A 12,795-nucleotide genomic window follows, 5' to 3' on the forward strand; every position below is an offset into this window, starting at 1 on the left:
TTCTATGCCCAAGCCGCGCTCAGCGCAACGCCCCTGCTTTTCCCGGACCCGATACGCATTTCAGGCGCGTCCCACCCGCACATCCCATTGCATTTCCGCGCCGTATTCGCCAAACCATGCCGGAACATCAGGACGGGAACGCGACATGACACGGATCGACGCCAAATTCGAGGAACTGCGCCAGGCGGGCAAAAAGGCCTTCGTGGCCTACGTCATGGCCGGCGACCCCGATTTCGACACCTCGCTCGAGGTGGTCAAGGGGCTGCCCGCCGCGGGCGTCGACATCATCGAACTGGGCCTGCCCTTCACCGACCCCATGGCCGACGGGCCCACGATCCAGCTCGCCGGCCAGCGCGCGCTCGAAGGCGGGATGACCCTACAACGCACGCTCGACATGGCCGCCGAATTCCGCAAGGGCGACGACACCACGCCCATCGTGCTGATGGGCTACTACAACCCGATCTACAATCGCGGCGTCGAGACGTTTCTGAAAGACGCCAAAGAGGCCGGCATCGACGGGCTGATCGTCGTGGACCTGCCGCCCGAGGAAGACGACGAGCTGTGCATCCCCGCGCAGAAGGCCGGGCTCAACTTCATCCGCCTCGCCACCCCCACCACCGATGACAAGCGCCTGCCAAAGGTGCTGACCAACACCTCGGGCTTCGTCTATTACGTCTCGATCACCGGCATCACCGGGGCGGCGGCGGCCGAGGCCGCGGATGTCGGCCCCGAGGTGAAACGCATCAAGTCGCAGACCGACCTGCCCATCGTCGTCGGCTTCGGCATCCGCACGCCCGAGTCCAGCCGCGAGATCGCCTCGGTCGCCGATGGCTGCGTCGTGGGCTCGGCCATCGTCGGCAAGCTGGCCGACGGCGACAGCCCGGCGCAGGTGCTCGACTTCGTCAAGGGTCTCGCCGACGGCGCGCATTCCGCCTGAGGTGCCGTCCCGCCGCGCGGCGCGTTAAGCCTTTCGCGCAACAGTTTCGCCGCACTGCGGCGGTGCACGCCCGGTGCACGCGGGGTGCACGCATGTCACCCCCCTGCTGCCGCCCCTCCCCGGCGCCGTTAACCTCTCCCGCGCAGGACGGTGCGCCGCATGGACTCGGGCGCCGATCCCGGCTACTGGTCAACAAACCTGACCAAAGCCCGAGCCTTTGCCCATGCCCGTCATCACCAATATCGACGACCTGAAAAAGATCTACCGCCGCCGCGTGCCCAAGATGTTCTACGACTACGCGGAATCGGGCAGTTGGACGGAACAGACCTTCCGCGAGAACACCAGCGATTTCAGTGACATATACCTGCGCCAGCGCATCGCCGTGGACATGTCGAACCGCTCGACGGCGACCCGGATGATCGGTCAGGACGTCTCGATGCCCGTGGCGCTCGCCCCCGTGGGCCTGACCGGGATGCAGCACGCCGATGGCGAGATCAAGGCCGCCCGCGCCGCCGAGAAATTCGGCGTGCCCTACACGCTTTCGACGATGTCCATCTGCTCGATCGAGGATGTGGCCGCCCACACGGAAAAGCCGTTCTGGTTTCAGGTTTACACCCTGAAAGATAACGATTTTATGCAGCGCCTGTTTGACCGCGCCAAGGCCGCCAACTGCTCGGCGGCGGTCATCACCGTCGACCTGCAAGTGCTGGGCCAGCGCCACAAGGACCTCAAGAACGGCCTCAGTGCTCCGCCTAAACTAACTGTTAAGTCCATTGCCGACATGATGACCAAGGTGCAGTGGGGCCTTGGAATGCTAGGCACCAAACGGCGTTTCTTCGGCAATATCGTCGGCCACGCCAAGGGGGTCTCTGACCCGTCCTCGCTCAGTTCATGGACCGCCGAGGCGTTTGACGAGGCGCTCAACTGGGACCGTATCCGCGAGTTCCGCAAGATGTGGGACGGCCCGCTCATCATCAAGGGCATCATCGACCCCCGCGATGCCCGCGAGGCGCTGAACGTCGGCGCCGACGCCATCGTCGTGTCGAACCATGGCGGCCGGCAACTCGACGGCGCGCTTTCCGCCATCCGAGCCCTGCCCCAGATCATGGATGCCGTGGGCGACAAGATCGAGGTCCATTTCGACAGCGGCATCCGCTCGGGCCAGGATGTGCTCAAGGCCATCGCCCTCGGCGCAAAAGGCACCTATATCGGCCGCGCCTATGTCTATGGCCTTGGCGCCATGGGGCAAGAGGGAGTGACCAAGGCGCTCCAGTGCATCCACAAGGAGCTTGATGTGTCCATGGCCTTCTGCGGCCATACGGACATCACCAAGGTGGACCGGGATATCCTTATGATCCCAAAGGATTTTTCCGGCGACTGGCAGGCGTGATCAGCGTCCTTTCATCGGCTCCGGCCAGCTGCGCGCGCTCTCCTTGATCGGGGTTTCCTGGCGTCCATCCAGGCACGTCGCCATTCTCATGCACACGTTGTCAAACTGCTCCAGCGACGACCGGTACTCGGGGATCGGCAGCGCTTTCCAACCGGGCTCCCGATACCGCAGGTTCGTATAGCCGTACTGGTTGAAAAATTCGAAGAAATCCTTGTAGAAGTCCCGCCGCGCCATCTGGTGCGGACCGATCTCATAGGCCACCGCGCGGATGCGTTTCTCGCGCAGCAGGTTCTCGGCACCCTTCAGCACCGACAACTCATGCCCTTCCACGTCGATCTTCAGAATGTCGATCGTCTCGATCCCATTCTCGGCGCAATAGGTGTCCAACCGGTCCGTCTGGATCGCGCGGGTGCGCTCCAACTGGATGTTCCGCATCGGGAAATGCGCGGTCGCACTGTCGATCGAGGCCAGCCCCGTCACGTCGCTTTCGAAATGGATCTCCACCGATCCTTTGCTTTCGGACAGCGCGTATTCGTTGATCACCAGCTTGTCGGCATGTTCGCCATAAAGCCCGTCCTTCATGACATCGCGGATCGCGGCAAGGTTGCCCTCCATCGGCTCGAACATGTGTATCTTGTCGACCCATGGTCCAGAATGATGCAACAGGGCGAGGCTCCAGATGCCGCCATTGGCACCGACGTCCACGACGGTCAGCGGGGTTTCCGGCGCATATCCGATCTCCTTGAAGATCGGGTCGATCTCCAGCAATTGAAACCTTGGCACGATCTCCGCGAATATCCTGCGGTACTTGTCTGAATAGCGAAGTTCCGGCGTCAAAGTCTCTACATCCTCTCTGTCTCGCGGCGGCATACGTTATCCCCCGCGTCCTTGCGTCAACCCTTCTCCGATTTCCATCGGCAATGCAAGCCAGCCCCTGGCGTAGGGCAGCAAAGCCGCACATCAGACCTGAACCGGCAGCCATTTCGACAGCAACGGAACATCGCCGCCCGTCCGCACGTTGTAAGGCGGCCACGCCAGCGGGAAAAGCGTCTGTGCATGTTTCGCGCGTGTCGCATCACCGCACGACCAAGGAGCGATTTCCGACATGCCCGATACCATCCTGCAAACCGTCGTGGCGGTCGCCGTCATCATCCTGCTGGCACGCGTCAACGGGCTGCGCTCTTTCTCCAAGATGTCCAGCTTCGACTTCGCGCTGACACTCGCCAGCGGCTCGGTCGTGGCCACGCTGATGACCACCTCCAGCCGTTTCCTGCCGGGCATCATCGCCCTGGCGGCACTCTTCGCCCTGCGCTTTGCCATCTCGGCCCTGCGAGTGCACTTTCGCGCCGTGGAACACTTGGTGGACACACGGCCCATCATCCTGATGCACGAGGGCCGCATCCTCGACGACAACCTGCGCCTCGCCCGCGTCACCCGCGCCGACATCCGCGCCAAGCTGCGCGAGGCCAATGCGCTTGAGCCCGACCAGGTCCGCGCCGTTGTGATGGAAGCCACCGGCGACGTCAGCGTCCTGCACGGCGACCGGCTCGACCCGTCGCTGCTCAAAGGCGTCTCCTGGGGTCGCGTGACGCCACCCGCCGGGAACGCGCACACCTGATCCTCTGAATCCCGCAAAACCTTGCATATTTGGGCTTTTCAAGCCGCCCTTAATCCTCTACAGGGACGGCTTCACGCGGGGCTACAGCCTTGGAGGAGCCCCGCCTTTGCATATGGAGAACACACATGGCTGGAGAAATTCCTGATCTTCACGCCCAGGAACGCACGGGGACGGGCAAGGGCGCCGCTCGTGCTGCACGCCGCGACGGCATGGTTCCGGGGATCGTATTCGGGGGCGACGTCGAACCGCTGCCCGTCAACATTCCGTTCAACGTCCTGTTGAAGCGGCTGAAGCAGGGCCGGTTCAAGTCGACGCTGTTCAACCTCAAGGTTGACGGACACGATGACGTCCGCGTGATCTGCCGCGACGTTCAGCGCGACGTGGTCAAGGACCTTCCGACCCACTTCGACCTGATGCGCCTGCGCCGCACCACCAAGATCAACCTCTTCATCCCCGTCGAGTTCATCAACGAGGAAGAGTGCGAGGCGCTGAAAACCGGTGTTCTGACCGTGATCCGCAACGAGATCGAACTGGTGGTGACCGCCGGCGACATCCCCGAGAGCATCACCGTCGACCTCAGCCTGATGGAAAACATCGGCGACACGATCACCATCAGCCAGGTTCAGCTGCCCGAGGGCGCGAAACCGACGATCGACCGTGACTTCGTGATCTGCAACATCGCGGCGCCTTCGGCCCTGAAATCCGACGCCGAGGAAGAAGAAGACGAGGACGTCGCAGCCGACGAAGTTCCGGCAACCGAGCAAGAAGCCGGTCCGGACAGTGTCGAAGAAGCGGAAGGCGGCGAAGACTAAGCTCTTCCTCCGCTTTGCAAAATCATCAACGCGAGGGTCCCGGCCCTCGCGTTTTTCTTTGCCACGACGCGTGCAGGCTAGCCGTGCCGCAAGCGGCGGAAACACAGGATCCGTCCCCGCGACGGACCGGGATCGTAGGTCAGGTTCGAGTCCGACATGCAATCCACGATCTGCTTGATCACCCGGTCGGGATATTGGTTTGGGTGCAGCTCCATCATCACCGCGCGCACATGCTCGGGCCAGGGCGCGTCGAACAAATGCCGCTCGGCGCCTTCGACGTCCATGATCACCAGGTGAGGCCGGTGCTCCTGCAACAAGCCCGCAAGCGGCAGCATAGGCACAGTCACCAGCTTTTCCGGGTCAGTCTCCTCGTCCGCGATCCGCCCGGCCCAGAACACCTTCTTGGGATCGAACGCGATCTCTTCGCCCGACGTTTCGCCTGTCACCGCCCCGTGGATCAGCCGTGTCGCCTGATGCCCGTTGCGATCAAGGTTGGCGCGGATCACGGGCAGCATCGCGGGGTTGGCCTCAACCGTGACCACGTTCGCAGCGCCGGCCACGCCCGCACAGATCGAGGCAATATACCCCACACCCGCGCCCAGCTCCAGCACCCGCATCCCCTCGCGCAGCCGCATCTGCGCCGCATGGGCCTCGTGCGCCTCATAGGTGCCGGTCTCCAGCTTGCCCGCCACGCGCTCATTCAGCATGTCGTCGGACACCACCAGCGTGACCCCGTTCACCGCGTATTCGCCCATCTTGTCCTACCCGTCCCTGCCGCTCTCGTGTTGATTCAGCGCGCCCCGCCGCGTAGACCATCCTCACCAAAGAACGGGTGATCGGCAATGTTGCTTTTCGTGGGCCTGGGAAATCCGGGCGGAAAATATGAGAAGAACCGCCACAATATCGGGTTCATGGCGCTTGACCGCATCGCCGCTGATCACGGCTTCGCGCCGTGGCGCTCCAAGTTTCAGGGTCAGCTGACCGAAGGCAAACTTGGCTCCGAAAAAGTGCTGCTGCTCAAGCCCGAAACTTTCATGAACAAGTCCGGCCAGTCTGTGGGCGAGGCTATGCGCTTCTACAAGCTTGACCCGTCGGATGTCATCGTCTTCCACGACGAGTTGGACCTTGCTCCCGGCAAATGCCGCGTCAAACAGGGCGGCGGTCATGCGGGGCACAACGGCCTGCGGTCCATCCACGCCCATATCGGCGAGGATTACGGCCGCGTCCGCCTCGGCATCGGCCATCCGGGCCGCAAGGACCTGGTGTCGCACTACGTGCTTCAGGATTTCGCCAAGGCCGATGGCGAGTGGCTCGACGAGCTTGTCCGCGGCCTCTCCGACGGCGCGCCAGAGCTTGCGGCAGGCCGCAACGACAAGTTTCTGAATGCCGTCTCCCTGCGCACCGCGCCCGCTCGTTCCTCGAAGTCCGCAGAGAAACCGCAGGGGAACGAACGTCCGGCACCAAAGCCCGACGATCCCCCCGCGCCTGACGACACCGAGGACCGCAGCCCGTTGCAAAAGCTGATCGACAAGTTCCGGTAACGCTGCGTTTTCCTTGCCGGTTTCAACGCTGGATGGTTTCGTGATCCGCAGGGAGGATCATATCATGCGCGGCATCCTGAAATGGGCACTCCGGATCGTGGCCGTGCTGGCCATCGTCGCCATCGCCATTGGCGTCTGGAAGCGCGAGGAAATCGCTCGGCTCATGGCGGTCAACACGCTCTTCGAGGCCGAGCATATCGTCGAGAACTTCTCGAACATGGACCGCGCCTTTTTGCACACGCCCGTGCCACGTGGCGACGCGCCCGTCATGCCCCTGCCGCAGGGCGACGCGATGACCCTGCCCCAAGGCACCCAAGACTGGATCGAAGACCGCGCCGTCACCTCGCTTCTGGTGCTGCACCAGGGCCAGATCGTTCACGAAAGCTATCACCTCGGCACCGGACCCGACGACCGCAGGATCAGCTGGTCCGTGGCCAAATCCTTTCTCTCCGCGCTCATGGGCGTAGTGGTGGACGAGGGCCAGATCGCCTCGCTCGACGATCCGGTCACGCGATACGCCCCCTTGCTGAGCGGCAGCGCCTATGACGGCGCGACCATCCGCAACGTGCTGCAAATGACCAGCGGTGTGCGCTTCGACGAGGATTACCTGGACTACGATTCCGACATCAACCGCATGGGCCGCGTGCTGGCCCTGGGCGGCACGATGGACGGCTTCGCCGCCGGGCTGGACGCCCGCGACACGCCCCCCGGCGAGCGCTGGCAATATGTCTCCATCGACACGCATGTCCTTGGCATGATCATCCGCGGCGCCACCGGGCGCGACATCCCCTCGCTCATGTCGGAAAAAATCATCGCGCCCCTGGGGCTCGAGTCCGATCCCTACTACATCACCGACGGCGAAGGCGTCGCCTTCGTCCTCGGCGGTCTCAACCTCACCACCCGCGACTACGCCCGCTTTGGCCTGATGATCGAACAGAACGGACAGTTGGGCGGCCAGCAGGTCGTGCCCGCCGGCTGGATCTCCGCCTCCACGCAACCCAGCGCACCCACCGAGCCGGGCCGGATCGGCTACGGCTACCAATGGTGGATCCCCCAAGGCGCTGAACCGGGCCAGTTCATGGCGCGCGGCATCTACGGGCAGTACATCTATATCGACCAGGGCCGCGATGTGGTCATCGTCACCACCGCCGCCGACCGCGCCTTTCGCGAGCCGGGCGTCAATGACGCCAACATTGCCATGTTCCGGCAGATCGCCGAGGCCCTCTGAACCCGCGACACCCCGCCTCCCTTGCCCCGCGGGCACGGCACGTGCAGGATATGCCCAACCGGTTAAGGGAGCATCGCATGGCTATCGAAATGGACACCTCCGTCAACGTGCTGGGCGGCAAGCTCGAAAGCTGCTCAACCGCGCCCATGACCGGCTTTTTCCGCGACGGGCGCTGCAACACCTGCGCCGAGGATCAGGGCAGCCACACGGTCTGCGCCCTGATGACCGCCGAATTCCTCGCCTACTCCAAATATGTGGGCAACGACCTCTCCACACCGCGCCCCGAATTCGGCTTTGCGGGGCTCAAGCCCGGCGACCACTGGTGCCTCTGCGCGGGCCGCTTCCTGCAAGCCCATGACGAAGGCTGCGCTCCCCAGGTACGGCTCGAGGCCACCCACGCCCGCGCGCTCGACATCGTGACCATCGACATCCTCAAAGAGCACGCCTCGGACGCAACGTCCTAAGACGGTTTGTCCGGCGCACTGCCACGCATCACAGGGTCCGGTCGCGCCTCTCAAGATCAGCCGATGCACTGACGGCCGGGCGACATCCGGAGCTGCGACCGTTGAAAAATAAGGAACTCACACCGCCAAGACACGTTCTGACTCCGAGACGTCAAAATCGGAGGAGAGACGCCACACCGTCCTCCCGACCGTTTGCAAAAACGAAAGGAGACGCAACATGAAGACCCTGACGACAACCATCCTGACATCCGCCGCGTTGGCCACGGCCGGCCCCGCGCTGGCCCAGCAAAGTGAGGGCGAAACCGACATGCCCGCCTTTTGCGAAACCGCGTTCATGCCCGCCGACCAGAACAAGGACGGCTTCATGAGCGAGCAGGAAATCAAGGAGGCACGCGACGCCGAATTTGCGGCGCTCGACCTCAACAAGGACGGCTCGGTCGACCGCGAGGAAATCGTCAACTGCATCGGCAACGCACAGGAAAAGCAGCAGGCCGCGATGGACACGTCGCAGACCGACGGCACGTCGCGTGATTGGGCCGATCTTGGCGCCGGCGATAAATCGGAGATGACGGTCGACGAATGGCAGAACACGACCAACAAGATCTGGAAGAGCGGCGACTCTGACATGAAGTCAGCTATTGCCGAGGATACCGACGACGCAGAGCGCTTTGCCAAGACGGCCGTTGAGCGGTTCCAGATGTACGACGGAAATGGTGACGGCGTGGTCACCCAAGCGGAGTATGAGGGCGAGGTCGACAAGGACTGGAGCGACAAGGCTCTTCAGAAGCGCTTCGACGCGATGGATGCCGACGGTTCGGGCGCTCTGTCACCGCAAGAATACCGCGGCGCCGGAACCAAGGCGCTGGACATGACCGCAGGCACGTCCGAAAGCCAAAATGTGGATAGCGACAGTGCCGATGCCTCGGGCAGCAGCGATACCAGCGACAGCGCCGCGCAAAGCGCGAGCGACGAAACGACGGTTCCCGTCGTGATCTATTACTACTCGCTCGTGTAAGCTGATCAGAGTCAGCGTGGTGCACGACATGTTGATAGCGCGCCGGACCAAACGGTCTGGCGCGTTTTTTCGCACGCCTCGCCATGCGCTCTCGCGGCCGCGCCCGGCACGTGGCAATCTCTCGCCACAACCGCGTGCGCCCCTGCCGCCGACTTGCTCTGCATCCGCCCAACGCTATCTCAATGAAATGATGCCGCGCCCGTCGGCGCGTCAATACCAGTAAGCGAAGGGGTTTCGAATGCGCCGCATATTTGCTTTCTCCGCTACCGCTATCATGCTTTCCAGTGCGGTCATGGCCGACGACACCGGCGCATCCGACCCGAAACGGCCCATGACCTCGGATCAGATCCAACTCAACGCGGCCGGTTTTCTTTTCGACGATTCACTTCGTGAAGACGGCAACGAAGACCGTGAAGATGTCGGCGAGAACGACGACGAAGAGGACCAAACGGACGACGACCGCATCAAAGACCGGGAGACGTCCAAGGATGACAATGGCCAGGAGGATGAGGCCGACGAGGACGACGATTGACCGTCCTCACGCCACCCCCCGGACGAGTGGCGCCCTAGTCGCCCTCGCCCATCTCGAAGCCCAGGTGCCGCGCGACGGTAAAGATGTCCTTGTCGCCCCGCCCGCACATGTTCATGCACAGGATGTGATCTTTCGGCAGGTCGGGCGCGATTTTCATCACATGCGCCAGCGCGTGACACGGCTCCAACGCCGGAATGATCCCTTCCGCTTCGCAGCACAGCTTGAACGCTTCCAGCGCTTCCTTGTCAGTGATCGACACGTACTTCGCGCGCCCGATCTCGTGCAGCCAGGAATGCTCGGGTCCGATTCCCGGATAATCCAGTCCGGCGGAAATCGAGTAGCCTTCCAGGATCTGCCCGTCATCGTCCTGCAACAGGTAGGTCCGGTTGCCATGCAACACCCCGGGTCGCCCGCCGGTCAGTGACGCGCAATGCTCCATCTTCTCGTTTACGCCCTTGCCACCGGCCTCGACTCCGATGATGTTCACGTCCTTGTCGTCCAGGAACGGGTAAAACAGCCCCATCGCGTTCGACCCGCCGCCAATGGCCGCGATGATCGTGTCGGGCAGACGGCCCTCGGCCTCCTGCAGCTGTTCCTTGGCCTCCTTGCCGATGATCGACTGGAAATCGCGCACCATCGCCGGATAGGGGTGCGGCCCCGCCACCGTGCCGATGCAGTAGAAAGTATCGCGCACATTGGTCACCCAGTCGCGCAGCGCATCGTTCATCGCGTCCTTCAGCGTTCCACGCCCGCTGGTGACCGGGATCACCTCGGCGCCCAGCAGCTTCATGCGGAACACGTTGGGCCGCTGCCGTTCGACGTCATGCGCGCCCATGTAGACCACGCATTTCAGCCCGAACTTGGCACAGACCGTCGCCGTGGCCACGCCGTGCTGGCCCGCGCCGGTTTCGGCGATGATGCGCGTCTTGCCCATGCGCCGCGCCAGCAGGATCTGCCCCAGCACGTTGTTGATCTTGTGCGCACCGGTGTGGTTCAGCTCGTCGCGCTTCATGTAGATCTTGGCACCGCCCAGCCGCTCGGTCAGACCCTCGGCATGGTACATCGGGCTTGGCCGGCCGACATAATGCTTCCACAGGAAATCCATCTCGTCCCAGAAGCTCTGGTCGGTCTTGGCGTTCTCGTACTGCTCTTCCAGTTCCAGGATCAGCGGCATCAGCGTCTCGGACACGAAGCGCCCGCCGAATTCTCCGAAACGCCCTTTTTCGTCGGGGCCGGTCATGAAGGAGTTGAAGAGATCGTTCATGGTCATCATCCCTGTTTGCTAAAGCGTTTCGCCATTAACCTGAGCCATCAGCGAAAGGCGAAACGCGTGCAACGATTGGCTGTTGTGCTGCGTTTCGCGGGTAAGCTGTATTTCAGGTTTATCGCGAAACGCTTTAGCGCCTCAATAGGCCACGGGCCCGCCGGTTTCCAGCGCATTCCTCTGCGACACGCGGCCCCAAGAATATTCGTACGAATATTCTCGGGCGCTCACCTCACTCGCACGACATAGCCGGTGCTCAGCAAGTCCGGCTCCGCCAGCAGGAAGGGCCGAAAGGACGGCGTGGTATAAATCACCTCCCACGCGCCCGACGCGACAAGATTGTCCAGGACCGGTGGAAAGCCTTGCTCCTCCCATGTGGCATCCAGCAGGTTGAACACACCAATGCCGCCGGGCCGCGTGACCCGCGCCAGATGATCCAGAGTCACCGGCGGCGCATGGCCCGGCCCGAACGCCCCGACGCAGACAAATCCCGCGAAGGCGTCGTCGTCGAACGGCAATCCCACGCCGGTATCGGCCTCTTCCAGCCGTTCGTAGGCCCCGGTCCGGTCGGCGAACTTCAGCATGTCCGGCGACAGGTCGCAGCCGACGATCCGGTCATATCCCATCAGCCGCAGCGTCTCTCCCACCAACCCGGTGCCACAGCACGCGTCCAGCACCGGCGCGTCCGCGTCGCCCAGGTACCGCCCCAACAGCCCGGCCCCCAGCGCGGGCAATCGGAACCCTTTGCTCAGGCAGTCCGCATCGTAGGAGGTTGACCACGTGTCATAGATCGCCCTCGATTCATCTGCGCTCTTCGCGCCGTAAACGTCGTCCAGATCTTGATGGTTCATGCGTCTCTCCTTTGCCTCAGCTTGGGCAAAGCGGGCCGAGGCGTCAATCAAGTGGCATCTTGAACCCGGTATGCGACGCGACAAAGCCGAGACGCTCGTAGAAGCGGTTGGCATCTTTTCGGCCCGTGTTCATCGTCAGCTGCATCAGCGTGCAGCCCGCCGCCCTCGCTCGCGCCTTGGCGTCCTCGAACATCGCCTCACCCACGCCCTGCCCGCGCAAGTGGCCAGCCACGCGCACGCTTTCCACCTGCGCCCGGCGTGCGGCGCGCAGCGAAAGCCCGCTGATGAAGGTGATCTGGTAACTGGCGACGATCCGTCCCGCATCGTCTTCGCCCACGATCAGCTGGTTGTTGCCCTCGCTTTGCATCCGGGCAAAAGCCGCCTCGTAGTGCGCGAGGTCGGCCCCTTCGCGCCCCTGCCCCAGCATATCATCGCTTAAAAGCGCCACCACGGCGGCGACATCCGGCTCTCCGGCCTCACGAAACCGGATCACGCCCGCGCCGCATCGGCAAAGGCGCGCATCTTTCCGTGGTCCTTCACCCCCGGCGCGCTTTCCAGCGCCGAGGACAGATCGAGCTGCCGCGTCCCCGTCACCCGGATCGCCTCGGCCACGTTCTCCACGGTCAGGCCCCCGGCCAGCATCCACGGCACGTTCCACTCGCGCCCCGCAATCAGGCTCCAGTCAAAACTCTCGGCATTCCCCCCGGGGCGGGTTGCATCCTTCGGAGGTTTGGCATCCAGCAGGATCTGGTCGGCCACCCCGGCGTAACGGTCGATGGCCTCAAGGTCGCTAGCCTCGCGCACGCCCACCACCTTCATGACGGGCAAGCCATAGCGGGCCTTGATCTCGGCCACCCGTTCGGGGCTCTCCTGTCCATGCAACTGCAACATGTCCAGCGGCACGCGGTTGGTCAATTCGTCCAGCAAGGCGTCATCCGCATCGACCACCAGCGCCACCTTGGCCACGCCCGGCGGCACCGCCAGCGCCATCTCGCGTGCCAGTTCAGGGCTTACATAGCGGGGCGATGGTGGGAAAAACACGAAGCCCACATAGGCCGCCCCTGCCGCAACCGCGGCGGGGGTATCCTCGGGCCGGGTCAGCCCGCACATCTTGATCCGAATGTCCTGCGCCATGACGCAGCC

The 12,795-nt window shown here is 63.4% G+C and carries 15 protein-coding genes; 9 read left to right on the forward strand and 6 right to left on the reverse strand.

Features of this window, described 5'->3' with window-relative positions; all coding sequences use genetic code 11:
• Nucleotides 1–145 precede the first annotated feature (145 nt).
• Complete coding sequence (gene trpA, locus XM53_RS08190; protein ID WP_057792141.1) at nucleotides 146–937, forward strand: tryptophan synthase subunit alpha; 792 nt, start codon at nucleotides 146–148, stop codon at nucleotides 935–937.
• A gap of 223 nt (nucleotides 938–1,160) precedes the next feature.
• A complete protein-coding gene (locus tag XM53_RS08195; protein ID WP_057792143.1) occupies nucleotides 1,161–2,327 on the forward strand; it encodes an alpha-hydroxy acid oxidase in 1,167 nt (388 codons plus the stop codon).
• Here XM53_RS08195 and XM53_RS08200 read toward each other — a convergent pair whose 3' ends face one another.
• Entirely contained in the window at nucleotides 2,328–3,164 is an 837-nt protein-coding gene (locus XM53_RS08200; protein WP_057792145.1) for an FkbM family methyltransferase, read from the reverse strand.
• Between the two features lie 268 nt (nucleotides 3,165–3,432).
• Between XM53_RS08200 and XM53_RS08205 the strand changes: the two genes are divergently transcribed.
• Both XM53_RS08205 and XM53_RS08210 read left to right on the forward strand, forming a co-directional pair.
• Nucleotides 3,433–3,945, forward strand: a complete 513-nt coding sequence (locus XM53_RS08205) for a DUF421 domain-containing protein (protein WP_057792147.1) — start codon at nucleotides 3,433–3,435, stop codon at nucleotides 3,943–3,945.
• Between the two features lie 125 nt (nucleotides 3,946–4,070).
• A complete protein-coding gene (locus tag XM53_RS08210) occupies nucleotides 4,071–4,757 on the forward strand; it encodes a 50S ribosomal protein L25/general stress protein Ctc (RefSeq protein ID WP_057792149.1) in 687 nt (228 codons plus the stop codon).
• Between the two features lie 77 nt (nucleotides 4,758–4,834).
• Here XM53_RS08210 and XM53_RS08215 read toward each other — a convergent pair whose 3' ends face one another.
• Nucleotides 4,835–5,512 (reverse strand): FkbM family methyltransferase, encoded by a 678-nt coding sequence (locus tag XM53_RS08215; protein WP_057792151.1) that lies wholly within the window; start codon nucleotides 5,510–5,512, stop codon nucleotides 4,835–4,837.
• 87 nt (nucleotides 5,513–5,599) lie between these two features.
• Between XM53_RS08215 and pth the strand changes: the two genes are divergently transcribed.
• The 5 genes from pth to XM53_RS08240 all read left to right on the forward strand — a co-directional run bounded on the left by pth (nucleotide 5,600) and on the right by XM53_RS08240 (nucleotide 9,537).
• The gene (gene pth, locus XM53_RS08220; RefSeq protein WP_057792154.1) at nucleotides 5,600–6,298 is read left to right on the forward strand and encodes an aminoacyl-tRNA hydrolase; all 699 of its coding nucleotides are present in this window, start codon (nucleotides 5,600–5,602) and stop codon (nucleotides 6,296–6,298) included.
• Nucleotides 6,299–6,362: 64 nt separating this feature from the next.
• Nucleotides 6,363–7,526, forward strand: coding sequence for a serine hydrolase domain-containing protein (locus tag XM53_RS08225; RefSeq protein WP_057792156.1), 1,164 nt, complete (start codon nucleotides 6,363–6,365; stop codon nucleotides 7,524–7,526).
• A 77-nt stretch (nucleotides 7,527–7,603) separates the two neighbouring features.
• Nucleotides 7,604–7,990, forward strand: a complete 387-nt coding sequence (locus XM53_RS08230) for a DUF2237 family protein (protein ID WP_408006054.1) — start codon at nucleotides 7,604–7,606, stop codon at nucleotides 7,988–7,990.
• A 217-nt stretch (nucleotides 7,991–8,207) separates the two neighbouring features.
• Nucleotides 8,208–9,005: an EF-hand domain-containing protein gene (locus tag XM53_RS08235; protein ID WP_057792159.1), complete on the forward strand. Its 798-nt coding sequence runs from the start codon at nucleotides 8,208–8,210 to the stop codon at nucleotides 9,003–9,005.
• 238 nt (nucleotides 9,006–9,243) lie between these two features.
• Nucleotides 9,244–9,537: a hypothetical protein gene (locus XM53_RS08240; RefSeq protein ID WP_057792161.1), complete on the forward strand. Its 294-nt coding sequence runs from the start codon at nucleotides 9,244–9,246 to the stop codon at nucleotides 9,535–9,537.
• A 34-nt stretch (nucleotides 9,538–9,571) separates the two neighbouring features.
• Here the strand turns inward: XM53_RS08240 and trpB are convergent, their stop codons facing one another.
• The 4 genes from trpB to XM53_RS08260 all read right to left on the reverse strand — a co-directional run bounded on the left by trpB (nucleotide 9,572) and on the right by XM53_RS08260 (nucleotide 12,786).
• Nucleotides 9,572–10,801 carry a tryptophan synthase subunit beta gene (gene trpB, locus XM53_RS08245; RefSeq protein WP_057792416.1) on the reverse strand — a complete coding sequence of 410 codons (1,230 nt, stop codon included), beginning with the start codon at nucleotides 10,799–10,801 and terminating at the stop codon, nucleotides 9,572–9,574.
• Between the two features lie 227 nt (nucleotides 10,802–11,028).
• Nucleotides 11,029–11,652 carry a class I SAM-dependent DNA methyltransferase gene (locus tag XM53_RS08250; protein WP_057792163.1) on the reverse strand — a complete coding sequence of 208 codons (624 nt, stop codon included), beginning with the start codon at nucleotides 11,650–11,652 and terminating at the stop codon, nucleotides 11,029–11,031.
• Between the two features lie 43 nt (nucleotides 11,653–11,695).
• Nucleotides 11,696–12,145 carry a GNAT family N-acetyltransferase gene (locus XM53_RS08255; protein WP_057792165.1) on the reverse strand — a complete coding sequence of 150 codons (450 nt, stop codon included), beginning with the start codon at nucleotides 12,143–12,145 and terminating at the stop codon, nucleotides 11,696–11,698.
• A complete protein-coding gene (locus XM53_RS08260; RefSeq protein WP_057792167.1) occupies nucleotides 12,142–12,786 on the reverse strand; it encodes a phosphoribosylanthranilate isomerase in 645 nt (214 codons plus the stop codon). The genes XM53_RS08255 and XM53_RS08260 overlap by 4 nt, the downstream gene beginning before the upstream one ends.
• Between the last annotated feature and the right edge of the window lie 9 nt (nucleotides 12,787–12,795).

This window comes from Roseovarius atlanticus, from assembly GCF_001441615.1.
In the GTDB taxonomy this organism is placed as follows: Bacteria; Pseudomonadota; Alphaproteobacteria; order Rhodobacterales; family Rhodobacteraceae; genus Roseovarius; species Roseovarius atlanticus.

Excerpts from the sequence above, each read along its gene's own strand:
- trpA (WP_057792141.1), top strand. The coding sequence starts at position 146 with ATGACACGGATCGACGCCAAATTCGAGGAACTGCGCCAGGCGGGCAAA.
- XM53_RS08195 (WP_057792143.1), top strand. The coding sequence starts at position 1,161 with ATGCCCGTCATCACCAATATCGACGACCTGAAAAAGATCTACCGCCGC.
- XM53_RS08205 (WP_057792147.1), top strand. The coding sequence starts at position 3,433 with ATGCCCGATACCATCCTGCAAACCGTCGTGGCGGTCGCCGTCATCATC.
- XM53_RS08210 (WP_057792149.1), top strand. The coding sequence starts at position 4,071 with ATGGCTGGAGAAATTCCTGATCTTCACGCCCAGGAACGCACGGGGACG.
- XM53_RS08215 (WP_057792151.1), bottom strand. The coding sequence starts at position 5,512 with ATGGGCGAATACGCGGTGAACGGGGTCACGCTGGTGGTGTCCGACGAC.
- pth (WP_057792154.1), top strand. The coding sequence starts at position 5,600 with ATGTTGCTTTTCGTGGGCCTGGGAAATCCGGGCGGAAAATATGAGAAG.
- XM53_RS08225 (WP_057792156.1), top strand. The coding sequence starts at position 6,363 with ATGCGCGGCATCCTGAAATGGGCACTCCGGATCGTGGCCGTGCTGGCC.
- XM53_RS08230 (WP_408006054.1), top strand. The coding sequence starts at position 7,604 with ATGGCTATCGAAATGGACACCTCCGTCAACGTGCTGGGCGGCAAGCTC.
- XM53_RS08235 (WP_057792159.1), top strand. The coding sequence starts at position 8,208 with ATGAAGACCCTGACGACAACCATCCTGACATCCGCCGCGTTGGCCACG.
- XM53_RS08240 (WP_057792161.1), top strand. The coding sequence starts at position 9,244 with ATGCGCCGCATATTTGCTTTCTCCGCTACCGCTATCATGCTTTCCAGT.
- trpB (WP_057792416.1), bottom strand. The coding sequence starts at position 10,801 with ATGAACGATCTCTTCAACTCCTTCATGACCGGCCCCGACGAAAAAGGG.
- XM53_RS08250 (WP_057792163.1), bottom strand. The coding sequence starts at position 11,652 with ATGAACCATCAAGATCTGGACGACGTTTACGGCGCGAAGAGCGCAGAT.
- XM53_RS08260 (WP_057792167.1), bottom strand. The coding sequence starts at position 12,786 with ATGGCGCAGGACATTCGGATCAAGATGTGCGGGCTGACCCGGCCCGAG.